This is a genomic window from Mycolicibacterium rutilum, assembly GCF_900108565.1.
GTDB lineage: Bacteria > Actinomycetota > Actinomycetes > Mycobacteriales > Mycobacteriaceae > Mycobacterium > Mycobacterium rutilum.
Map to the genome: position 1 here is coordinate 1,995,044 of NZ_LT629971.1, position 21,424 is coordinate 2,016,467.

Sequence of the window (21,424 nt, forward strand, 5' to 3'; positions counted from 1 at the left end):
TAGCGGTAGCCTGAACTATTGAGCTGCGCACATTGCAAGTGACAACGGCCGCGCGCGGCCGAACGACGACGGATTGTTGATGAATCGGAAAAATGTCATCCGCACGCTGACCGTGATCGCGGTCGTGCTGTTGCTGGGTTGGTCGTTCTACTACTTCAGCGACGACACCCGCGGGTACAAACCCGTCGACACCACGGTGGCGGTCGCCCAGATCAACGGCGACAACGTCAAGAGCGCGCAGATCGACGACCGCGAGCAGCAGCTGCGGCTCGACCTCAAGAACGGCAACGGCGACACCGAGAACAGCGACAAGATCATCACCAAGTACCCGACCGGGTACGGCGCGACGCTGTTCGACGCGCTGCAGGCCAAGGGCGCGGCCACCAACACGGTGGTGAACCAGGGCAGCATGCTCGGTTCGTTGCTGATCTACCTGCTGCCGCTGCTGCTGCTGGTCGGCCTGTTTGTGATGTTCTCCCGCATGCAGAGCGGCGGCCGGATGGGCTTCGGGTTCGGCAAGTCCAAGGCCAAGATGCTGTCCAAGGACATGCCCAAGACCACCTTCGCCGACGTGGCCGGTGTCGACGAGGCGGTCGAGGAGCTTTACGAGATCAAGGACTTCCTGCAGAACCCCAGCCGCTATCAGGCGCTGGGCGCCAAGATCCCCAAGGGCGTGCTGCTCTACGGCCCGCCCGGCACCGGTAAGACGCTGCTGGCCCGCGCCGTGGCGGGCGAGGCCGGCGTTCCGTTCTTCACGATCTCGGGTTCGGACTTCGTCGAGATGTTCGTCGGCGTCGGCGCGTCCCGCGTGCGTGACCTGTTCGAGCAGGCCAAGCAGAACAGTCCGTGCATCATCTTCGTCGACGAGATCGACGCGGTCGGCCGTCAGCGCGGCGCCGGCCTGGGCGGCGGGCACGACGAACGCGAACAGACGCTCAACCAGCTGCTCGTCGAGATGGACGGGTTCGGCGACCGCCAGGGCGTCATCCTGATCGCGGCGACCAACCGCCCCGACATCCTCGACCCCGCGCTGCTGCGGCCCGGCCGCTTCGACCGCCAGATCCCGGTGTCGAGCCCCGATCTCGCCGGTCGCCGCGCGGTGCTCAAGGTGCACTCGGCGGGCAAGCCGATCGCCGACGACGCCGACCTCGACGGCCTCGCCAAGCGCACCGTCGGCATGTCCGGCGCCGACCTGGCCAACGTCATCAACGAGGCCGCGCTGCTGACCGCCCGCGAGAACGGCACGATCATCACCGGCCCCGCGCTCGAGGAGGCCGTCGACCGGGTCGTCGGCGGACCGCGCCGCAAGGGCCGCCTCATCAGCGAGCACGAGAAGAAGATCACCGCCTACCACGAGGGTGGCCACACGCTGGCGGCGTGGGCGATGCCCGACATCGAGCCGATCTACAAGGTGACGATCCTGGCCCGCGGGCGCACCGGCGGCCACGCGGTCGCGGTGCCCGAGGACGACAAGGGCCTGATGACCCGCTCGGAGATGATCGCGCGCCTGGTGTTCGCGATGGGCGGGCGCGCCGCCGAGGAACTGGTGTTCCGCGAGCCGACCACCGGCGCGGTGTCCGACATCGAGCAGGCCACCAAGATCGCGCGCGCGATGGTCACCGAGTACGGCATGAGCTCCAAGCTGGGCGCCGTGCGTTACGGCACCGAGCACGGCGACCCGTTCCTGGGCCGCACGATGGGCACGTCGCCGGACTACTCGCACGAGGTCGCGCAGATCATCGACGACGAGATCCGCAAGCTGATCGAGGCCGCGCACACCGAGGCGTGGGAGATCCTCACCGAGTACCGCGATGTGCTCGACGTGCTCGCCGGGGAACTGCTGGAGAAGGAGACGCTGCACCGCGCCGAACTCGAGGCGATCTTCTCCGACGTCAAGAAGCGGCCGCGGCTGACCATGTTCGACGACTTCGGCGGCCGGGTGCCGTCGGACAAGCCGCCGATCAAGACGCCCGGCGAGCTGGCCATCGAACGCGGTGAGGAGTGGCCGAAGCCGGTGCCCGAGCCCGCGTTCAAGGCCGCGATCGCCGCCGCCAGCAAGGCCGCCGAGGCGAGCAGGCTGGCCGAGGGCCATCAGAACGGAGCCAACGGCAACGGTGCCGCGGGTAATGCGCCGACGCAGCCGGACTACGGCGCGCCGGCGGGCTGGCACGCGCCGGGATGGCCACCCCAGCAACAGCCGCCGCACCACCAGCAACCACCGGTCCAGCAGCCGCACGGCTACTGGTATCCGCCGCCGCAGGGATGGCAACAGCCCCAGCCGTACCCGCCGTATCAGCCCTACCCGCAGCAGGGTGCACCGCAGGGTGGCCCGCAGAATCCGAACGAGGACCAGGGTCAGGACAACAACCGGCGCTGACCGGCCGGCAGGTGCAACAGGAGGGGCTCCATTGGTGCAGTCACAGCACGCCGCTGTCTCGGACGAGGCTGTCACGTTCAACCCGGCGAAGTTCGATCAGCCGCGCGCGGAGGCCGCGGTCCGCGAACTGCTGATCGCGGTCGGCGAGGACCCCGACCGGCACGGGCTGGAGGCCACCCCCGCCCGGGTGGCGCGGGCGTACAAAGAGGTGTTCGCCGGGCTCTACACCGACCCGGACTCGGTGCTCAACACCACCTTTGACGAGCAGCACGACGAGCTGGTGCTGGTCAAGCAGATCCCGATGTACTCCACCTGCGAGCACCACCTGGTCTCGTTCCACGGGGTCGCCCACGTCGGGTACATCCCCGGGGTCGACGGTCGCGTCACCGGGCTGTCGAAAATCGCGCGCCTGGTCGACCTGTACGCCAAGCGGCCGCAGGTGCAGGAACGGCTGACCGGTCAGATCGCCGACGCACTGATGCGCAAGCTGGACCCGCGGGGCGCGATCGTCGTCATCGAGGCCGAGCATCTGTGCATGGCGATGCGGGGGATCCGCAAGCCGGGTGCGGTCACCACCACCTCGGCGGTGCGCGGACAGTTCAAGACCGACAAGGCATCTCGAGCCGAAGCGCTGGATCTCATCCTGCGGAAGTGAACCGCTGAACCCCATGGTCCCGTCGCGAACGCAGGTGCGAGTCATGGGAGTCGTGAATGTCACCGACGACTCCTTCTCCGACGGGGGGCTGTTCCTCGACCGTGACCGCGCCGTCGCGCACGGGCTGGAGTTGGTCGCCGACGGGGCGGCCATCGTCGACGTCGGCGGCGAATCGACCCGGCCGGGCGCGACCCGCGTCGACCCGCAGGTCGAGAAGTCGCGGGTGCTGCCGGTCATCGCCGACCTCGCCGCCGAGGGCGTCGTCGTCAGCATCGACACCATGCACGCCGACGTCGCGCGCGCCGCGCTGGAGAACGGCGCGCGCATCGTCAACGACGTGTCCGGCGGCCGCGCCGACCCGGGCATGGCGCCGCTGCTCGCCGACGCGAAAGTGCCGTGGGTGCTGATGCATTGGCGTTCGGTCGACGCCGACCGGCCCCACCACGTGCCTGACTACCGCGACGTGGTCGCCGAGGTGCGCACCGAACTGCTGGCCGGCGTGGACGCCGCGGTGGCTGCCGGCGTCGACCCGGGCAACGTGGTCATCGACCCCGGGCTCGGTTTCGCCAAGACCGGGGAGCACAACTGGGCGCTGCTGCGTGCGCTCGACGATTTCGTCGGCACCGGCATCCCGGTTCTGGTCGGCGCGTCGCGCAAGCGGTTTCTGGGCACACTGCTGGCCGGCGCCGACGGGAGCCCCCGACCGCCCGACGGGCGGGAGACGGCGACCGCGGTGATCTCCGCGCTGGCCGGGCTGCACGGCGCGTGGGGCGTGCGGGTGCACGACGTGCGCGCGTCGGTCGATGCGCTCAGGGTGGTGGAAGCGTGGACAGGGCAGGACGACAGGTGAGCGATCGGATCGAACTGCGCGGCCTGCGGGTGCGCGGCAACCACGGCGTCTACGAGCACGAGCGGCGTGACGGGCAGGACTTCGTGATCGACATCACGGTGTGGACGGATCTGCGGCAGGCGGCGCGGACCGACGACCTGACGCACACGCTGGACTACGGGCAGCTGGCGCAGCGGGCCGCCGACATCGTCGCCGGGCCGCCGCGCGACCTCATCGAGACGGTGGCCGCCGAGATCGCCGACGGCGTGATGTCCGACGAGCGGGTCACCGAGGTGGAGGTCGTCGTGCACAAACCGTCGGCGCCGATCCCGCTGACGTTCGCCGACGTCGCCGTGGTGGCCCGGCGGTCGCGAAACGAGGACGCATGACCTGTGCGGTGCTCTCGATCGGCTCCAACCTGGGCGATCGGCCGGCGATGCTGCGCTCGGTCGTCGACGGGCTGGCGGGCGCTGTGCGCGCGGTGTCGCCGGTGTACGAGACCGCGCCGTGGGGCGGCGTCGAGCAGGACCCGTTCCTCAACGCCGTCGTCATCGCCGAGGACGACGCGCTCGATGCCGCCGGCTGGCTGCGCCGCGCGCACGACTTCGAACAGGCCGCCGAGCGGGTGCGCGCCGAGCGCTGGGGCCCGCGCACGCTCGACGTCGACATCGTGGTGTGCCGCGTCGACGGCCGCGAGGTGATCTCGCGGGAGGAGACCCTCACGCTGCCGCATCCGCGCGCGCACGAACGCGCGTTCGTGCTGGTGCCCTGGTTGGCGGTGGACCCTGACGCCGTGCTGACCGTCGACGGCCGGGAGCGCCGGGTCGACGACCTGCTCGACGCGCTCGACGCCGCCGAACGCGCCGGTGTGCGGCGGACCGACCTGGTGCTGCGCTGATGGGACCGACCCGCAGACGCGACCTGGCCGCCGCGGCGCTGCTCACCGCCGCCGTGGCCTACGTGCTGCTGCTGGTGTTGTACCGCTGGTTCCCGCCGCTGACGGTGTGGACCGGTGTGTCGCTGCTGGCGGTCGCGATCGCGGAGGCCGGGTGGGCGTTCTATCTCCGCAACAAGATCAACGAGGGCGAGATCGGCGTCGGGTCGGGGCGGGTGCATCCGCTCGCGGTGGCGCGGTCGGTGGTGATCGCCAAGGCCTCGGCGTGGGTGGGCGCGCCGGTGCTCGGGTGGTGGGTCGGTGTCCTCGTCTACCTGCTGCCGCGCCGCTCGACGATGCGGGTCGCCGCCGAGGACACCGCGGGCGCCGCCGTCGCCGCGGCATGCGCGCTGGCGCTCGTCGTCGCCGCACTCTGGTTGCAGCATTGCTGCAAATCGCCGGGCGAGCCGCCGGAGAACGCCAATGGGGCAACGGATTAGCCGATTCGTGACGTCGGCCGGTCGAATCGCCGATGCGGTCGACACGCGGAGTGACCTGTGGCAGGTACAGTCGCCCCCATGACCGATCCGACCCGCAGCGCCCGGTCCCGGCGCAGCGGTCGACGGCCGGGTTGGATGCTGTTGACCGCGTTGCTGGTGCTCGCCATCGCGGCCAGCTGCGCCCTGGTGTTCACCAATCGGGTCGAGCTGCTCAAACTCGCGGTCATCCTCGCGTTGTGGGCCGCGGTCGTCGGGGCGTTCGTCTCGGTCATCTATCGACGGCAGAGCGATATCGACCAAGCCAAGGTGCGCGACCTCAAACTGGTCTACGACCTGCAGCTGGACCGGGAGATCTCGGCACGGCGCGAATACGAGCTGTCGCTGGAGTCGCAGTTGCGCCGCGAGCTGGCCGGCGAGGTGCGCGCCCAGGCCGCCGACGAGGTGGCGGGCCTGCGCGCGGAGTTGGCGGCGCTGCGGGCCAACCTGGAGATCCTGTTCGACGCCGACCTGTCGCACCGGCCCGCGATCGAGAACGAGCGCACCACCGTGCGGGCCTACCGCGACTGGGCCGCCGATTCCGAGACGACGGGCCGGGTCACCAGCAGCCGCATCGACGACTACCGGCCCGATGCCGACAGCCGCGCCGACCACTTCACCCCGGACGTCGACTCGCAGACCGAAGAAAGCCCGATCATCGACGTTCCCGCCGAACCCCAACCGCCCGAACAGGATTGGCCGCCGGCGGCGACCGCGGGTGGTGCGCACCGACGCGCCGCCGACGCGTCGTCGCCCTGGTCGCCACCTCCGCCGCCGCCTCCGCAGGCGCCGCCACCCCCACCGCCGCCGGCCGCGCCTCCGCCGCCGCCGGAGCCCGTCGCGCGGCCCGAACCGGTCACGCCCGTGTGGTCACCGCCGCCGCCACCGCCCCCGCCCGCGTCCGATTGGCAGCCCGCCCCGGCCGAAGGCCAGTGGTTGCCGCCCGGCGCGCCCGGCAGCAACTGGGTCCCCACGGCGCCCAACGGCGAGCAGAACGAGTACGTCGGCAGGCGGCGGGCCCCCGAACCCGCCGAGGACAACGCGCCGCGCCGCGGCAGGCACTCGGCGCAGTCGGCCGCCGAGCCCCCGCCAGCCGCCGAGCCGCCACCCCCGCCGCCGGAACGCTCCCGGCACCGCAGCGCCGACGACACCGACACCGGCGGTCAGTCGGTCGCCGACCTGCTGGCGCGATTGCAGGCCAACCCGACGCCGGGCGGGCGTCGTCGACGCCGCGACGAGTGAGCTAGGCTCGTAGCGACCGTCCGGTACCCGCACCGCAGGACCGGAACGTACGCACTCTGACTTCAGCGAGGTCGTTTCGGCATGTCGACCCCCGACGGATTCCGCCCTGCGCGGCTCACGGTGGGCATCGTCTCCGCAGGTCGCGTGGGCTCCGCGCTCGGCGTCGCGCTGGAACGGGCCGAACATGTGGTGGTGGCCTGCAGCGCCGTCTCGCGGGCCTCCCGGGACCGAGCGCAACGCCGACTGCCCGACACCGCGGTGCTGCCCGTCGACGAGGTCGCCGGGCGGGCCGAGTTGCTGCTGCTCGCCGTCCCCGACGCGGTGCTCGCCGAACTGGTCACCGGGCTGGCCGCCACGAACGCGGTCCGGCCGGGCACCATCGTCGTGCACACCTCCGGCGCCAACGGCGTCGGCGTGCTTGCCCCGCTGACCGACCAGGGCTGCATACCGCTGGCGATCCACCCCGCGATGACCTTCACCGGCTCCGACGAGGACATCGAGCGGCTGCCCGACACGTGCTTCGGCGTCACCGCGGCCGACGAGGTCGGCTACGCGATCGGCCAGTCGCTGGTACTCGAGATCGGCGGTGAACCGTTCCGGGTCCGCGAGGACGCCCGCACGCTGTATCACGCCGCGTTGGCCCATGCCAGCAACCACCTGGTGACCGTGCTGCTCGACGCCGTCGAGGCGCTGCGCTCGGCGCTGTGGGGCCAGGAACTGCTGGGGCAGGAGATCGTCGGCGACGCGCCGGGCGGCATCGCCGAACGCGTCGTCGCCCCGCTGGCGCGGGCGTCGCTGGAGAACGCGCTGCAGCGCGGCCAGGCGGCGCTGACGGGCCCGGTGGCGCGCGGCGACGCCGCCGCGGTATTGGCCCACCTGGACGCCCTGACGGAGGTGAATCCCGAATTGGCGCAAGCGTATCGGGCCAACTCGCTGCGCACCGCCCAGCGCGCGCACGCGCCCGCCGAGGTGTTCGCGGCCCTGACTGCCGGGAGGCAACAACGATGACCGCCCCACGCGCACCGAAGTTCACCGCGGGCGAGCTCAACGTCTACGCGCGGCCCGCCGACGTCTCGGCGGTCACCCGCGCGCTGCGGACCACCGGTCGCCGCGTGATGCTGGTGCCGACGATGGGCGCCCTGCACGAGGGACACCTCTCGTTGATCCGCACGGCCAAACGGGTGCAGGGCGCGGTGGTGGTGGTGTCGATCTTCGTCAACCCGTTGCAGTTCGGCGCCAACGAGGACCTCGACGCCTATCCGCGCACCCTCGACGACGACCTCGCCGCGCTGCGCGCCGCGGGGGTCGACATCGCGTTCACGCCCACCGCCGCCGACATGTATCCCGACGGGACGCGCACCGCGGTACACCCCGGCGCGCTCGGAACGGAACTCGAAGGTGCCGCTCGCCCAACGCATTTCGCCGGTGTGCTGACAGTCGTGTTGAAACTGCTCAACATCGTCCGGCCCGACCGCGCGTTCTTCGGGGAGAAGGACTACCAGCAACTGGCGCTGATCCGGCAGATGGTCGCCGACCTCAACGTCGACGTGCAGATCGTCGGGGTGCCGATCGTGCGGGAGGCCGACGGCCTGGCGATGTCGTCGCGCAACCGATATCTCACCGACGAGGAACGCGAGCACGCGGGCGCGCTGTCGGCGGCACTGCTGGCCGGGATGTATGCGGCCGGAGAAGGGACGGCCGCCGCGCTGGATGCCGCGCGCGCGGTGCTGGACTCGGTGTCGGCGATCGAACTGGACTACCTCGAGATCCGTGACCCGATGCTCGGTCCGGCCCCCGCGGTCGGCGCCGCGCGCATGCTGATCGCCGGCCGGCTGGGACGCACCCGGCTGCTGGACAACATCGCCATCGACCTCGGTGTGCCCTCCGGGCCAGGCCCGGACGTCCCGTTCGACGAACACGAACTGCCCTGGAGGAACTGATGTTACGAACGATGCTCAAGTCGAAGATCCACCGCGCCACGGTGACGCAGGCCGACCTGCACTACGTCGGCTCCGTGACCATCGACGCCGACCTGATGGACGCCGCCGACCTGCTCGAGGGCGAGCAGGTGACGATCGTCGACATCGACAACGGCGCCCGGCTCGTCACCTACGCCATCACCGGCGAGCTCGGCAGCGGCGTGATCGGGATCAACGGCGCCGCAGCGCATCTGGTGCACCCCGGCGACCTGGTCATCCTGATCGCCTACGGCACCATGGAGGACGCCGAAGCGCGCGCCTACCAGCCGCGGATCGTGTTCGTCGACGCCGACAACCGGCAGGTCGACCTCGGGCACGACCCAGCGTTCGTGCCGGCGGACGCCGCCGAACTCATGTCGCCGCGATAGGTGGCCGCAGATGCTACTGGCCATCGACGTCCGCAACACCCACACCGTCGTCGGGCTGATCTCCGGCTCCGGCGACCACGCGAAAGTGGTGCAGCACTGGCGGATTCGCACCGAACCCGAGGTCACGGCCGACGAGCTGGCGTTGACCATCGACGGGCTTATCGGTGACGACTCCGAACGGCTGACCGGCGCTGCCGGGCTGTCGACGGTGCCGTCGGTGCTGCACGAGGTCCGTGTCATGCTCGAGCAGTACTGGCCGTCGGTGCCGCACGTGCTGATCGAACCGGGTGTGCGCACCGGCATTCCGCTGCTGGTCGACAACCCCAAGGAGGTCGGCGCGGACCGGATCGTCAACTGCCTTGCCGCTTACCACAAGTACGGCCGCGCCGCGATCGTCGTCGACTTCGGTTCGTCTATCTGCGTGGACGTGGTGTCGGCGAAAGGCGAATTCCTCGGCGGCGCAATCGCTCCCGGTGTGCAGGTGTCGTCGGACGCGGCCGCTGCCCGGTCGGCGGCGCTGCGACGCGTCGAGCTGACCAGGCCCCGGTCGGTGGTGGGCAAGAACACCGTCGAATGCATGCAGGCCGGCGCGGTGTTCGGGTTCGCGGGCCTCGTCGACGGCCTGGTGAACCGGATCCGCGAGGACGTCGACGGCTTCGCAGGCGACAACGTCGCGGTGGTGGCGACCGGGCACACGGCGCCGCTGGTGCTGCCCGACGTGCACACCGTCGCCGACTATGACCGGCACCTGACGCTCGACGGGCTGCGGCTGGTGTTCGAACGCAACCGCGACGGCCAGCGCGGCCGCCTCCAGAAGGGGATTTCGGTGTAGTTGGTTGCGCTGAGCGCGACTGCCGACACCGAAATCGCTTAGAAGAAGGTGCGGATCAGGTCGACGACGCGGCCGTCGTCGTCGACCATCGGGATCATCGGCCACTTGTCGAACACCGTGCAGGGATGCGAGATCCCGAACTGCACCCAGTCGCCGACCGCGACGCGGTCGTCGCCGCCGAGCCTCAGGTAGGCGTGCTGGTCGTTGAGCTTGGTCACCCGGCTGTTGGGCAGCCCGCGCGGCGTCGGCATGTCCTGGTCGAACGACACGTCGCGCCGGCCCATCGTCAGCAGCGCCAGGTCGGCCTGCGGGCGCGACACCACCTGCGCCCACACGCTCAGCGCCGGCCGCAACGCCGCGCGCAGCGGCGACGTCCGCGCATAGAGGCCGTCGTCGTGGGTGAGGTAGCAGCCGCTGCGCAGAACGGTCCGCACCGACAGGCCGGCGGGCCAGTCGCTCAGCGCGTCGGCCACCGCGTCGAAGTACGTGCTACCGCCGGCCGTCGCCAGCACGCGGTCGGTCTCGAACAGCGGCCCGAGCCGCAACGCCGCGGCCCGCAGCCCGGCCAGGTACGGCCGCACCCGCGCGAGCCCCTCGGGCCCGACGTCGTGGCCGAGCGCCGCCTCGTAACCGGCCACCCCGACCAGCCGCAGCCGCGGCGACGCGACGACAGCACGGGCGACCTCGTCGACCTCACGCTGATCGCGACACCCGGTCCGGCCGTCGGGCATCCCCAGTTCGACGCACACCCCGACGGGCCGGTCGGTGCCCGCCGCGGTCAGCGCGGCCGTCATGGCGTGCACGCCGGCCACCGAGTCCGCCCAGCACGTCACCCGGAAGTCGGGATCGGCGTCCAGTTCGTCGCCGAGCCAATGCAACCCCGCCTCGTCGACGATCTCGTTGGCGACGATCACGTCGCGCACCCCGAACGCCCGGAACACCCGAACCTGGCTGACGGTGGCGACGGTCACCGCGCACGCGCCCGCGTCGAATTGCCGGGCCAGCAGCTGCGGCGCCATGTGCGTCTTGCCGTGCGGCGCCAGCTCGACGCCGCGCTGGGCGCACCACGCCGCCATGGTCTCGAGGTTGTGCTCCAGGGCCTCGGCGTGCAGCACACAGACCGGGCCGAGGGCGCCGTCGCCGAACAGGTCGGGCCTGCGCGCGCGCACGTCGGCGCCGGTGCTGCCCCACCACGCGGCGGGTAGCCCCTTGAATTTCCAGTCCACCGGTTCGTCGGCCAGCGCGGCCACCGCCGCTGCGTTGATGGGGCCCGCCATGGGTTCATTTAAGCTGGCACGACGTGACCGAACCTGATGCACGCCCCACCGCCGCCGACCCGGCATCCGACCCTGACATTCCGGAGCAGTACCGGATCCGTCAGGCCAAGCGCGAACGGCTGCTGGCCGAGGGACGTCACCCGTATCCGGTCGAGGTGGCCCGCACCCATACGCTCGCCGAGATCCGTGAGGCCTATCCGGACCTCGCCGCCGACACCGAGACCGGCACCGTCGTCGGGGTGGCCGGCCGCGTCATGTTCGCCCGTAACTCCGGCAAGCTGTGTTTCGCGACGCTGCAGGAGGGCGACGGAACGCAACTGCAGGTGATGATCAGCCTGGCCAAGGTGGGCCAGGAATCGCTGGATGCGTGGAAGGCCGACGTCGATCTCGGGGACATCGTGTTCGTGGACGGCGAGGTGATCAGTTCGCGGCGCGGGGAATTGTCTGTGCTTGCGGATTCCTGGCAAATCATTTCCAAGGCGCTGCGGCCGCTGCCGGTGGCGCACAAGGAAATGAGCGAAGAGGCCCGCGTGCGGCAGCGCTACGTCGACCTCATCGTGCGTCCGGAGGCCAGGACCATCGCCCGCCAGCGCGTGGCGGTGGTCCGCGCCGTGCGCTCGGCGCTGGAGCGGCGTGGCTTCCTGGAAGTAGAGACGCCGATGCTGCAGACCCTCGCCGGGGGAGCGGCGGCACGGCCCTTTGTGACGCACTCGAATGCACTCGACGCGGACCTGTACCTGCGCATCGCGCCGGAACTGTTCCTCAAGCGTGCGTTGGTCGGCGGATTCGAGCGCGTCTTCGAGTTGAATCGCGTGTTCAGAAACGAAGGTGCGGATTCCACACATTCACCGGAATTCGCGATGTTGGAGACTTATCAGGCTTACGGTACGTACGACGATTCCGCCGTTGTGACGCGTGAGCTTATTCAAGAGGTCGCCGACGAGGCGATCGGAACCCGGCAAGTGCCACTGCCCGATGGCACCGTCTATGACCTGGACGGCGAATGGCAGTCGGTCGAAATGTATCCGTCACTTTCCGAAGCGCTGGGCGAAGAGATCACACCGGAAACACCCGCCGACGCGTTATGGGCGATTGCCGATCGGCTCGGTGTGGAGATTTCGCGCGACCGCGGCTACGGCCACGGGAAATTGGTCGAGGAGCTTTGGGAGCACACCGTGGGCAGCACCCTGTGGGCACCGACTTTCGTACGCGACTTTCCGGTCGAGACAACCCCGCTGACCCGCGAACATCGCAGTATCCCGGGGGTCACCGAGAAATGGGATCTTTACGTCCGCCGTTTCGAGCTGGCGACCGGTTACTCCGAACTCATCGACCCGGTAATCCAACGCGAACGTTTCGAGGCGCAGGCCAGGGCCGCGGCCGCCGGCGATGACGAGGCAATGGTTCTCGACGAGGATTTCCTCGCGGCATTGGAGTATGCGATGCCGCCGTCGACGGGTACCGGAATGGGTATCGATAGGTTGTTGATGGCCCTGACGGGCCTGTCGATTAGGGAGACGGTTTTGTTCCCGATTGTTCGACGTCACGGCAACTGAACTCGGCGTTATTGCGATCTTGTTGAATAGCGCCCACTTATATGGCACATTGGTTGCGGGGGTTCGAGGCTTACTGCTGAACTAAGGCCATGCAGAAGGGCGTGTGGGTCAATGGCGAAGAAAGTGACCGTTACGTTGGTCGATGATTTCGACGGCGAAGGGGCGGCTGACGAGACGGTTGAATTCGGGCTGGATGGTGTCAGCTACGAGATTGACCTTTCTTCGAAGAATGCCGCGAAGTTGCGTAATGACCTGAAGCAGTGGGTCGAGGCGGGTCGCCGGGTCGGCGGACGTCGCCGTGGCCGGTCGGCCGGCTCGGGCCGCGGTCGAGCGGCGATCGACCGTGAGCAGAGCGCCGCGATCCGCGAGTGGGCCCGCCGCAACGGCCACAATGTGTCCACCCGCGGCCGCATTCCGGCCGATGTGATCGACGCTTTCCACGCCGCCACATAGTCGCTTCACAATCGCGCCCGGCAACCATTCACGAAGTTGCCGGCGACCGTTCGCTAACCGCGAACCTGCTATCACCCGTCCGGGGCTCGAATACGGAAACGAATCTCGCGCCCGATGCGTTGCTATTGCGTGGCGCCGGGTATTCACCCCGGCGCGGGATCGGTGCCCGGTGTGTCCGCTTAGAGCAGACCGGCAGGCGGGGCACCGGGGAGCGCCGCCCATTAGAGTGGACGGCAGGTGCGGTGCGTAGCTCGGGACATCTCGGGGCGCGCATGGCGCCGACCTATTGATGGAGAGCAGGTAACCACCGATGTTTGAGAGATTCACCGACCGTGCCCGCAGGGTCGTCGTCCTGGCTCAAGAAGAGGCCCGGATGCTCAACCACAACTACATCGGCACCGAGCACATCCTCCTGGGACTTATTCACGAAGGCGAGGGCGTAGCCGCCAAGTCGCTGGAGTCGCTGGGCATCTCGCTGGAAGGCGTCCGCAGCCAGGTCGAGGAGATCATCGGCCAGGGCCAGCAGGCGCCGTCGGGTCACATCCCGTTCACGCCGCGTGCCAAGAAGGTGCTGGAGCTGTCGCTTCGCGAGGCGCTGCAGCTCGGCCACAACTACATCGGCACCGAGCACATCCTGCTCGGCCTCATCCGTGAGGGCGAGGGCGTGGCCGCCCAGGTGCTGGTGAAGCTCGGCGCCGAGCTGACCCGGGTGCGTCAGCAGGTCATCCAGCTGCTGAGCGGCTACCAGGGCAAGGAGACCGCGGAAGCCGGAACCGGCGGCCGGGGCGGCGAGGCGGGCAATCCGTCGACGTCGCTGGTGCTCGACCAGTTCGGCCGCAACCTGACCGCCGCCGCGATGGAGGGCAAGCTCGACCCCGTCATCGGCCGCGAGAAGGAAATCGAGCGGGTGATGCAGGTGCTGAGCCGCCGCACCAAGAACAACCCGGTGCTGATCGGCGAGCCCGGCGTCGGCAAGACCGCCGTCGTCGAGGGGCTGGCCCAGGCGATCGTGCACGGCGACGTGCCCGAGACGCTGAAGGACAAGCAGCTCTACACCCTCGACCTCGGATCGCTGGTCGCGGGCAGCCGCTACCGCGGTGACTTCGAGGAGCGCCTGAAGAAGGTGCTCAAGGAGATCAACACCCGCGGCGACATCATCCTGTTCATCGACGAGCTGCACACGCTCGTCGGCGCGGGTGCCGCCGAGGGTGCGATCGACGCCGCCAGCATCCTGAAGCCGAAGCTGGCCCGCGGTGAGCTGCAGACCATCGGCGCCACCACGCTCGACGAGTACCGCAAGTACATCGAGAAGGACGCCGCCCTGGAACGCCGCTTCCAGCCGGTGCAGGTCGGCGAGCCGACCGTCGCGCACACCATCGAGATCCTCAAGGGGCTGCGCGACCGGTACGAGGCGCACCACCGCGTGTCGATCACCGACGGTGCCATCGCGGCCGCCGCGACCCTGGCCGACCGCTACATCAACGACCGGTTCCTGCCGGACAAGGCGATCGACCTGATCGACGAGGCCGGCGCCCGGATGCGCATCCGCCGGATGACCGCTCCGCCAGACCTGCGCGAGTTCGACGAGAAGATCGCCGACGCCCGCCGGGAGAAGGAGTCCGCGATCGACGCGCAGGACTTCGAGAAGGCCGCCAGCCTGCGCGACAAGGAGAAGCAACTGGTCGCGCAGCGCGCCGAGCGCGAAAAGCAGTGGCGTTCAGGTGATCTCGACGTCGTGGCCGAGGTCGACGACGAGCAGATCGCCGAGGTCCTCGGCAATTGGACCGGCATCCCCGTGTTCAAGCTGACCGAGGAGGAGACGACTCGGCTGCTGCGCATGGAGGAGGAGCTGCACAAGCGGATCATCGGCCAGGAGGACGCCGTCAAGGCCGTCAGCAAGGCGATCCGCCGTACCCGCGCCGGTCTGAAGGACCCCAAGCGCCCGTCCGGTTCGTTCATCTTCGCCGGCCCGTCCGGTGTCGGTAAGACCGAGCTGTCCAAGGCGCTGGCCAACTTCCTGTTCGGCGAGGACGACGCGCTCATCCAGATCGACATGGGCGAGTTCCACGACCGCTTCACCGCCTCGCGGCTGTTCGGTGCCCCTCCGGGCTACGTCGGTTACGAGGAGGGCGGCCAGCTCACCGAGAAGGTGCGGCGCAAGCCGTTCAGCGTCGTGCTGTTCGACGAGATCGAGAAGGCACACCAGGAGATCTACAACAGCCTCCTGCAGGTGCTCGAGGACGGCCGCCTGACCGATGGTCAGGGTCGCACGGTCGACTTCAAGAACACCGTGCTGATCTTCACGTCGAACCTCGGCACCAGCGACATCAGCAAGGCGGTTGGTCTCGGCTTCACCCAGGGTGGCGGCGAGAACAACTACGAGCGGATGAAGCAGAAGGTCAACGACGAGCTCAAGAAGCACTTCCGGCCCGAGTTCCTCAACCGCATCGACGACATCATCGTGTTCCACCAGCTGACTCGCGACGAGATCATCAAGATGGTGGACCTGATGGTGAGCCGGGTGGCCAACCAGCTCAAGGCCAAGGACATGGCGATCGAGCTGACGGACCAGGCCAAGGCGCTGCTGGCCAAGCGCGGGTTCGATCCCGTGCTCGGTGCGCGGCCGCTGCGGCGCACCATCCAGCGCGAGATCGAGGACCAGCTGTCGGAGAAGATCCTCTTCGAGGAGATCGGCCCCGGTCAGCTGATCACGGTCGACGTCGAGAACTGGGACGGCGAGAGCGCAGGCGAGGACGCCGTGTTCACCTTCAAGGGCGCCAAGAAGCCCGCGAAGGTGGAGGAGCCGGATCTGGCCCAGGCCGGAGCCGCCGGGGCGGCGAGCGCCGCGGCCGAATAAGCCGAGCAGAAAAGCGGGCGGTCCCCCGAACGGGTGGCCGCCCGCTTTTTCGTGTTCGCACCGTCTCCTACGCACAGCACGGGCCGATTGCTTAGGATGTGCGATGTAATCGGCGGGCGAAGGAATCTGGTGAGAATCCAGAACGGTCGCGCCACTGTGTCAAGTCAGACCCGACGCTCGCCGTCACCGTTGAACCTGGGACGCGAAATCCCGGAAAGGACACCGACATGACCTCGCCCGAGGCACGTAAGAGCATTGCGCCCGCGTTGGACTTCTCCGCGACGAAGGCGGTGCTGTGGCTGACGTTCACGGCGTTCTTCGCGCTGCTCGTGCTCTACTTCGTCGGCCTGGACCAGGGTGCGACGTCGGTGTTCGGCAACAACACCGCCGTGCACGAGTTCGTGCACGACGCGCGTCACCTCCTCGGTTTCCCCTGCCACTGACCGACCGGCAGGGAGACAACCGAAAAATGGAGAAACAGATCATCTGGCGCGGCCTGCTGGCCGGCGCCCTCGCGGGTGTGCTCGCGTTCGTTTTCGCGCGGATCTTCGTCGAACCGCAGATCGAGCGAGCGATCGAATACGAGGACGGCGTCGGCGCCGCGCACGAGGCGATGGCGTCGCACGCCGAGCACGGCCACAGCCACGGCGACGGCGGCGGTTTCGACCGCGCGGTGCAGATGAACATCGGCATGGGGCTCGGTGTGCTGCTGTTCAGCATCGCGATCGCGGCGATCTTCGCGGTGGTGTTCGCCGTGGCGTACGGCCGGGTCGGCAACGTCTCGGCGCGGCTGCTGTCGCTGTACGTCGCGGGCGGGATGCTGCTCAGCCTCTACGTCGTGCCCGCGCTGAAGTATCCGGCGAGCCCACCGGCGCTCAGCCTCGACGAGACGATCCGCCAGCGCACCTTGCTGTACCTGCTGATGGTGGTGCTGTCGGCGGCGCTGCTGGTCGGCGCGGTGTACCTCGGTAGGCAGCTCGTCGCGCGCTTGGGCGCGTGGAACGCGACGCTGGCGGCGGCCGGCAGCTATGTCGCGGCGGTGGCGGTGCTGATGCTGGTGCTGCCGGGCATCGACGAGACGCCCGGTCCGCTGCGCGACGACGGCGGGGCCATCGTCTACGAGGGCTTCCCGGCCGACGTGCTCTACGAGTTCCGGCTCTACTCGCTGGGAACGCAGGTCGTCATCTACGCGACGATCGCGTTGGTGTTCGGGGCCATGGCGGCCAAGCTGCTCGAGAGCCGGCGGGAGAGTCTGCCTGCGTGAGTGAAGTCGTCCGGCTGACCCTCGTGTCGCATGCGATGACCGACGCGATGTCGGCTGGACGCTTCCCCACCGATGAGCCGCTCAACTCCGTCGGGCACCGGCAGGTCGACGCGTCGATCGAGCTGGGTGCCGTCGACGCCGCGTACTGCGGACCCGAGAAACGCACCCGGCAGACCGCCGAACTGCTCGGCCTGCAGGCCGAGGTCGACACCCGGCTCGCCGACCTGGACTGCGGCCGGTGGCGCGGCGACGTGCTGGGCGGTGTCGAGCCCGCCGACCTCGCGGTCTGGCTGACCGATCCGACGCGGGCGCCGCACGGCGGCGAGGCGGTGGTCGACCTGATCGAGCGGGTGCGCGACTGGCTGGACTCGGTGACCACCCGCCACGGCAGGCTGGTCGCAGTCACCCATCCGGCGGTGGTGCGGGCCGCGACGCTGATCGTGCTCGATGCGCCCCCGAAGTCGTTCTGGCGCATCGACATTGCGCCGGTCAGCCGGACGGTGATGCACTTCCGCGGGCACGCCTGGACGCTGCGGTCGAACCCCTGATCAGACCGGCACGAGGCCGAAGGCCTGGTGCACGATCGACAGCAACCAGCCGGCCGCCGTCGGGCTGCGGTAATTCGGCCAGTTGAGCTGGAAGCTCACCACCCACGGCTGACCCGTGTGGTCGACGGCGTACCAGCTGAAAGTCAGGTCGCCGGGCAGGTTTCCGCCCTTGGCGCCGATGTAGTCCCACTTCGACCGGTCCAGGTCGATGCCCGGGATGGCCGAGAGGATCTCGCGGACCGGCGCCGCGGGCCCGACCGCTGCCCGCTGCAGCGCGAGATGCACCCGGCAGATGTCGGCGGCGCTGCCGTACCATTCGGCGCCGTAGTTCGACGCGGGTGTGTGGGTGCGCTGCGGATCCGGTTCGTAGGGACGGGCATTGGTCTGCTTGAGCAGCTGTGCGCGCACCTGCGGGCTGCGTTGCTCGACCGCCCGGCGCCACTGCTCGCGTAGATCCGGTTGGCCCCAGCCGACCGAGAACAGCTCGTGCATCGTCGGGAACGGCGTCATGCTCGCCGGGTCGTGGTGGCCGGCCGCGACCAGCGCCCGCTCCACGGCACCCGGCCCCAGCCGGGCGATGAGCAGATCGGTGGCCATGTTGTCGCTGGCCGAGATCATCTGCTGCGCAGCCGTTCTCACCGACACCTCGGCGCCGGGCGGCAGCTCCTCGAGGCCTGCGGATCCAACTGCCTTGGCCTCCTTGGTGATGGTCAGCGGGTCGGTCCACCTGACGGTGCCCGCCTTCACCGCGTCGGCGACCGCCAGCAGCACGTAGAGCTTGAAGATCGAGGCCAGCGGCAGCGACAGGTCGGTGTTGGTGCCCGCGACGACGTCGCAGCGGGCGTTGTCGCCGGCGACCTTGGAGAACTGATACGAGTACCGCGCACCGGATTTCGTCAGCTCCGCGTCGATGTCCGACCATGTGCCGATCTTCGGCGGCCGCAGCGCGACGTCGAGGCGGTCGACCATGCCCGCGTCGTCGGTGCGCAGATCGATCTGCTGGTCGACGCCGTAGGAGGTGCGCACGCCGACGGTGGCTTCACCCGCACCGATCTTCACGTCGGTGACGGTGAACGGCCGGTCCCACCAGATCCGGTCGAGCGTCGCGGTGATCTGGTCGACCTTCTCCGGGGTGGCCAGGGTGCCCACACTGACCGGGCCGATCGGCCAGTTGGAGTTGAGCATGTCCAGCGTCTGCTTGGCGCGCAGACCCTGCGGCGTGTTGATCTCGATCGGCACGCCGTAGGCGGCGTCGGCGGGCGGGACGGGGTCACCGCCGCAACCCGTGAGCGCGACGACGGCGGCCGCGACCGTCAGCCCGATCGCGCGGCGTGCGTGACGCCGGCGCTCAGCGACTGGCGCCTGCAACGTCGAGAACGACCTCGAACTCGAGCAGCGACGCGCCGGTGGCCACCGGGTTGGTCTGCTGACCCTTGTGGGCCTCGATGGCCGGGCCGGTCGCCCACGCCTGGAACGCCTCCTCGGACTCCCACTGGGTCACCACGAAGTAGCGGTTCTCGCCCTTGACGGGACGCAGCAGCTGGAAACCGAGGAAGCCGGGCTGGTTGTCGACGGCGTGGGCACGGTGGGCGAACCGTTTCTCCAGTTCCGGACCGGCGTCGGGCGGGACCTCGATGGCGTTGATCTTCACCACAGACATGCGAATCAGGCTACCGAACGCCAGATCGGCATGATGTCTGCATGCAATCGCCCGCGCCGCAGGAGGCGCACCTCACCGAGCGCGGCGGGATCGGGCGGCCGCTGGTGCTGGTGCACGGGCTGATGGGCCGCGGCAGCACGTGGACGCGACAGCTGCCGTGGTTGACGGCACTCGGCCGGGTCTTCACCTATGACGCGCCCTGGCACCGGGGCCGCGACGCCGATGATCCCGAGCCGATCGGGACCGGGCGGTTCGTCGCCGACCTCGGTGCCGCGGTCGCGACGCTCGGCGAGCCCGCGGTGCTGATCGGGCATTCGATGGGCGGTTTGCATTCGTGGTGCCTGGCGGCGTCGCGTCCGGAGCTGGTGGCCGCGCTGGTGGTCGAGGACATGGCGCCGGACTTCCGCGGTCGCACCACCGGCCCGTGGGAGCCCTGGGTGCATGCGCTGCCGATCGAATTCGGTTCCGCACAAGCGGTTTACGACGAGTTCGGTCCGGTCGCCGGCCAGTACTTCCTGGAGGCGTTCGACCGCACCGCCACCGGCTGGCGGTTGCACGGCAGGCCGCAGGCGTGGATCGAGATCGCCGCCGAGTGGGGCACCCGCGACTACTGGTCCGAGTGGCGGTCCGTCCGGGTGCCCACCCTGCTGCTGGAGGCGGGCAACTCGGTCACCCCGCCGGGGCAGATGCGCGAAATGCAGAAGACCGGCCACCAGGCGACGTATGTGCACGTGCCAGGCGCCGGTCATCTCATCCACGACGACGCGCCGCAGATCTATCGGCAGGCGGTCGAGAACTTTCTAGCGACGCTCCCCGAGCACGCCTGAGGACGGCCAGACCGGCTGGTGTTCGAACCGGGTACGGATGGCGTCGAGGTCGTGCGCGACCCGCGACATGTCGCGGTCGTCTTCGAACAGGCGCCCGGCCATCGGGGCGGCCAACCGGAACTGGTCGAGGCGCAGCCGAAGCGAGCCCGACCGGTGAGCGGCCCACGCCAACCCCGCGATCAGCGCGAACGGCGACGCGATGATGAGGTAAATCAGTGCTGTGGTCATGGCAGTAATCCTCCGTAAAGAAAAATCCGGCCAACAGTGGCAGGAAGGCCACATTGGGATAAAATGCTGCCATGGCATTGAAGAGCGTATCTACGCTCGTACTCGACGGTCTAGCGATTTTCGAGTTCGGGGTCATCTGCGAGGTCTTCGGCATCGACCGCTCGGCCGACGGGGTGCCGAACTTCGACTTCAAGGTGTGCGGGCCCGAACCGGGCAAGCCGCTGCGCACCTCGGTCGGCGCGACGATCACCCCCGATCACGGACTGGACGACCTGGTGGGCGCCGACCTGGTGGCGATCCCGGCGATCGGCGGATCGGAGTACCTGCCCGAGGCGCTGGCCGCCGTGCGGGCCGCCGCGGAATCGGGATCGATCATCCTGACGGTGTGCTCGGGCGCATTCGTGGCCGGGGCCGCCGGACTACTCGACGGGCGCCCGTGCACGACGCACTGGATGCATGCCGACGACCTGGCCCGGCAGTACCCGACCGCCAAGGTGGATCGCAACGTGCTGTTCGTCGACGACGGCAACCTGATCACCAGCGCGGGCACCGCGGCCGGTATCGACGCGTGCCTGCACCTGGTCCGCCGTGAAATGGGCAGCGAGGTGACCAACAAGATCGCCCGGCGCATGGTGGTGCCGCCGCAGCGCGACGGCGGCCAGCGCCAGTACATCGACCAGCCGATCCCCGTCCGATGTTCGGAACGCTTTGCGCCGCAGCTGGATTGGATTCTCGGCAACCTCGACCGGCCGCACACCGTCGCCACCCTGGCCGCCAGGGCGCACATGTCCGCGCGCACGTTCGCGCGCCGGTTCGTCGAGGAGACGGGGCGCACCCCGATGCAGTGGGTCACCGATCAGCGGGTGCTCTACGCCCGCACGCTGCTCGAGGAGACCGACCTCGACGTGGACCGGATCGCCGAGCGCAGCGGGTTCGGCACCGCGACGCTGCTGCGGCATCACTTCCGCCGCATCATCGGCGTGACCCCGTCCGATTACCGGCGGCGGTTCGCCTGTGCCCCAACCGAATCGGATGACAGCGAGATGGCGACGGCCTGACTCG

At 69.4% G+C, this 21,424-nt stretch carries 23 protein-coding genes; 19 read left to right on the top strand and 4 right to left on the bottom strand.

What is annotated here, in order from left to right:
• The first annotated feature begins 79 nt into the window (after positions 1-79).
• From ftsH to BLW81_RS09720, 11 genes are all read left to right on the top strand, one after another.
• The gene (gene ftsH / locus BLW81_RS09670; RefSeq protein WP_083406968.1) at positions 80-2,377 is read left to right on the top strand and encodes an ATP-dependent zinc metalloprotease FtsH; all 2,298 of its coding nucleotides are present in this window, start codon (positions 80-82) and stop codon (positions 2,375-2,377) included.
• A 34-nt stretch (positions 2,378-2,411) separates the two neighbouring features.
• Positions 2,412-3,032 (top strand): GTP cyclohydrolase I FolE, encoded by a 621-nt coding sequence (gene folE, locus BLW81_RS09675; protein WP_157897643.1) that lies wholly within the window; start codon positions 2,412-2,414, stop codon positions 3,030-3,032.
• A gap of 34 nt (positions 3,033-3,066) precedes the next feature.
• A complete protein-coding gene (gene folP, locus BLW81_RS09680; RefSeq protein ID WP_235632305.1) occupies positions 3,067-3,882 on the top strand; it encodes a dihydropteroate synthase in 816 nt (271 codons plus the stop codon).
• Entirely contained in the window at positions 3,879-4,250 is a 372-nt protein-coding gene (gene folB / locus BLW81_RS09685; protein ID WP_083406971.1) for a dihydroneopterin aldolase, read from the top strand. Before folP ends, folB begins: the two co-directional genes overlap by 4 nt.
• Complete coding sequence (folK, locus tag BLW81_RS09690) at positions 4,247-4,759, top strand: 2-amino-4-hydroxy-6-hydroxymethyldihydropteridine diphosphokinase (protein WP_083406972.1); 513 nt, start codon at positions 4,247-4,249, stop codon at positions 4,757-4,759. Before folB ends, folK begins: the two co-directional genes overlap by 4 nt.
• Entirely contained in the window at positions 4,759-5,235 is a 477-nt protein-coding gene (locus tag BLW81_RS09695) for a DUF3180 domain-containing protein (protein WP_083406973.1), read from the top strand. Before folK ends, BLW81_RS09695 begins: the two co-directional genes overlap by 1 nt.
• 78 nt (positions 5,236-5,313) lie before the next feature.
• The gene (locus BLW81_RS09700; protein ID WP_083406974.1) at positions 5,314-6,513 is read left to right on the top strand and encodes a DUF6779 domain-containing protein; all 1,200 of its coding nucleotides are present in this window, start codon (positions 5,314-5,316) and stop codon (positions 6,511-6,513) included.
• Positions 6,514-6,594: 81 nt separating this feature from the next.
• Positions 6,595-7,521: a Rossmann-like and DUF2520 domain-containing protein gene (locus BLW81_RS09705; protein ID WP_083406975.1), complete on the top strand. Its 927-nt coding sequence runs from the start codon at positions 6,595-6,597 to the stop codon at positions 7,519-7,521.
• Positions 7,518-8,453: a pantoate--beta-alanine ligase gene (gene panC, locus BLW81_RS09710; protein ID WP_083406976.1), complete on the top strand. Its 936-nt coding sequence runs from the start codon at positions 7,518-7,520 to the stop codon at positions 8,451-8,453. The genes BLW81_RS09705 and panC overlap by 4 nt, the downstream gene beginning before the upstream one ends.
• On the top strand, positions 8,453-8,860 hold the full coding sequence (gene panD / locus BLW81_RS09715; RefSeq protein WP_083406977.1) for an aspartate 1-decarboxylase: 408 nt from the start codon (positions 8,453-8,455) through the stop codon (positions 8,858-8,860). Before panC ends, panD begins: the two co-directional genes overlap by 1 nt.
• 10 nt (positions 8,861-8,870) lie before the next feature.
• The gene (locus tag BLW81_RS09720) at positions 8,871-9,692 is read left to right on the top strand and encodes a type III pantothenate kinase (protein WP_083406978.1); all 822 of its coding nucleotides are present in this window, start codon (positions 8,871-8,873) and stop codon (positions 9,690-9,692) included.
• A 38-nt stretch (positions 9,693-9,730) separates the two neighbouring features.
• Here BLW81_RS09720 and BLW81_RS09725 read toward each other — a convergent pair whose 3' ends face one another.
• Positions 9,731-10,969, bottom strand: coding sequence for an alanine racemase (locus tag BLW81_RS09725; protein WP_083406979.1), 1,239 nt, complete (start codon positions 10,967-10,969; stop codon positions 9,731-9,733).
• Between the two features lie 23 nt (positions 10,970-10,992).
• Here BLW81_RS09725 and lysS point away from each other — a divergent pair, with 23 nt between their 5' ends.
• The 6 genes from lysS to BLW81_RS09755 all read left to right on the top strand — a co-directional run bounded on the left by lysS (position 10,993) and on the right by BLW81_RS09755 (position 17,647).
• Positions 10,993-12,525, top strand: coding sequence for a lysine--tRNA ligase (gene lysS / locus BLW81_RS09730; protein ID WP_083406980.1), 1,533 nt, complete (start codon positions 10,993-10,995; stop codon positions 12,523-12,525).
• Positions 12,526-12,636: 111 nt separating this feature from the next.
• Complete coding sequence (lsr2, locus tag BLW81_RS09735; protein ID WP_059101678.1) at positions 12,637-12,978, top strand: histone-like nucleoid-structuring protein Lsr2; 342 nt, start codon at positions 12,637-12,639, stop codon at positions 12,976-12,978.
• Between the two features lie 310 nt (positions 12,979-13,288).
• On the top strand, positions 13,289-15,835 hold the full coding sequence (clpC1, locus tag BLW81_RS09740; protein WP_083406981.1) for an ATP-dependent protease ATP-binding subunit ClpC: 2,547 nt from the start codon (positions 13,289-13,291) through the stop codon (positions 15,833-15,835).
• Positions 15,836-16,062: 227 nt separating this feature from the next.
• Entirely contained in the window at positions 16,063-16,278 is a 216-nt protein-coding gene (locus BLW81_RS09745; protein ID WP_083406982.1) for a CbtB domain-containing protein, read from the top strand.
• 26 nt (positions 16,279-16,304) lie between these two features.
• Positions 16,305-17,099 carry a CbtA family protein gene (locus tag BLW81_RS09750; RefSeq protein WP_083406983.1) on the top strand — a complete coding sequence of 265 codons (795 nt, stop codon included), beginning with the start codon at positions 16,305-16,307 and terminating at the stop codon, positions 17,097-17,099.
• Positions 17,096-17,647: a histidine phosphatase family protein gene (locus tag BLW81_RS09755; RefSeq protein ID WP_083406984.1), complete on the top strand. Its 552-nt coding sequence runs from the start codon at positions 17,096-17,098 to the stop codon at positions 17,645-17,647. The genes BLW81_RS09750 and BLW81_RS09755 overlap by 4 nt, the downstream gene beginning before the upstream one ends.
• Here the strand turns inward: BLW81_RS09755 and BLW81_RS09760 are convergent, their stop codons facing one another.
• Together BLW81_RS09760 and mhuD are read right to left on the bottom strand one after the other, a co-directional pair.
• Positions 17,648-19,015, bottom strand: a complete 1,368-nt coding sequence (locus BLW81_RS09760; RefSeq protein WP_083406985.1) for a serine hydrolase — start codon at positions 19,013-19,015, stop codon at positions 17,648-17,650. It abuts the gene before it with no gap.
• On the bottom strand, positions 18,996-19,307 hold the full coding sequence (gene mhuD, locus BLW81_RS09765) for a mycobilin-forming heme oxygenase MhuD (RefSeq protein WP_083406986.1): 312 nt from the start codon (positions 19,305-19,307) through the stop codon (positions 18,996-18,998). The genes BLW81_RS09760 and mhuD overlap by 20 nt, the downstream gene beginning before the upstream one ends.
• A 41-nt stretch (positions 19,308-19,348) precedes the next feature.
• Here mhuD and BLW81_RS09770 point away from each other — a divergent pair, with 41 nt between their 5' ends.
• Positions 19,349-20,134 carry an alpha/beta fold hydrolase gene (locus tag BLW81_RS09770; protein ID WP_083406987.1) on the top strand — a complete coding sequence of 262 codons (786 nt, stop codon included), beginning with the start codon at positions 19,349-19,351 and terminating at the stop codon, positions 20,132-20,134.
• Here the strand turns inward: BLW81_RS09770 and BLW81_RS09775 are convergent.
• Positions 20,108-20,362, bottom strand: coding sequence for a hypothetical protein (locus BLW81_RS09775; RefSeq protein WP_083406988.1), 255 nt, complete (start codon positions 20,360-20,362; stop codon positions 20,108-20,110). The genes BLW81_RS09770 and BLW81_RS09775 overlap by 27 nt on opposite strands.
• 71 nt (positions 20,363-20,433) lie before the next feature.
• On the opposite strand from BLW81_RS09775, the gene BLW81_RS09780 reads away from it, so the two are divergent.
• Positions 20,434-21,420 carry a helix-turn-helix domain-containing protein gene (locus BLW81_RS09780; RefSeq protein WP_083406989.1) on the top strand — a complete coding sequence of 329 codons (987 nt, stop codon included), beginning with the start codon at positions 20,434-20,436 and terminating at the stop codon, positions 21,418-21,420.
• Positions 21,421-21,424: the final 4 nt, after the last annotated feature.

Bases quoted from the DNA above. Each gene is read 5' to 3' on its own strand.
- clpC1 (WP_083406981.1), top strand. From the start codon at position 13,289: ATGTTTGAGAGATTCACCGACCGTGCCCGCAGGGTCGTCGTCCTGGCT.
- BLW81_RS09745 (WP_083406982.1), top strand. From the start codon at position 16,063: ATGACCTCGCCCGAGGCACGTAAGAGCATTGCGCCCGCGTTGGACTTC.
- BLW81_RS09750 (WP_083406983.1), top strand. From the start codon at position 16,305: ATGGAGAAACAGATCATCTGGCGCGGCCTGCTGGCCGGCGCCCTCGCG.
- BLW81_RS09695 (WP_083406973.1), top strand. From the start codon at position 4,759: ATGGGACCGACCCGCAGACGCGACCTGGCCGCCGCGGCGCTGCTCACC.
- mhuD (WP_083406986.1), bottom strand. From the start codon at position 19,307: ATGTCTGTGGTGAAGATCAACGCCATCGAGGTCCCGCCCGACGCCGGT.
- BLW81_RS09725 (WP_083406979.1), bottom strand. From the start codon at position 10,969: ATGGCGGGCCCCATCAACGCAGCGGCGGTGGCCGCGCTGGCCGACGAA.
- BLW81_RS09780 (WP_083406989.1), top strand. From the start codon at position 20,434: ATGGCATTGAAGAGCGTATCTACGCTCGTACTCGACGGTCTAGCGATT.
- BLW81_RS09775 (WP_083406988.1), bottom strand. From the start codon at position 20,362: ATGACCACAGCACTGATTTACCTCATCATCGCGTCGCCGTTCGCGCTG.
- BLW81_RS09770 (WP_083406987.1), top strand. From the start codon at position 19,349: ATGCAATCGCCCGCGCCGCAGGAGGCGCACCTCACCGAGCGCGGCGGG.
- panC (WP_083406976.1), top strand. From the start codon at position 7,518: ATGACCGCCCCACGCGCACCGAAGTTCACCGCGGGCGAGCTCAACGTC.
- BLW81_RS09705 (WP_083406975.1), top strand. From the start codon at position 6,595: ATGTCGACCCCCGACGGATTCCGCCCTGCGCGGCTCACGGTGGGCATC.
- lsr2 (WP_059101678.1), top strand. From the start codon at position 12,637: ATGGCGAAGAAAGTGACCGTTACGTTGGTCGATGATTTCGACGGCGAA.
- folK (WP_083406972.1), top strand. From the start codon at position 4,247: ATGACCTGTGCGGTGCTCTCGATCGGCTCCAACCTGGGCGATCGGCCG.
- BLW81_RS09700 (WP_083406974.1), top strand. From the start codon at position 5,314: ATGACCGATCCGACCCGCAGCGCCCGGTCCCGGCGCAGCGGTCGACGG.
- panD (WP_083406977.1), top strand. From the start codon at position 8,453: ATGTTACGAACGATGCTCAAGTCGAAGATCCACCGCGCCACGGTGACG.
- ftsH (WP_083406968.1), top strand. From the start codon at position 80: ATGAATCGGAAAAATGTCATCCGCACGCTGACCGTGATCGCGGTCGTG.
- BLW81_RS09720 (WP_083406978.1), top strand. From the start codon at position 8,871: ATGCTACTGGCCATCGACGTCCGCAACACCCACACCGTCGTCGGGCTG.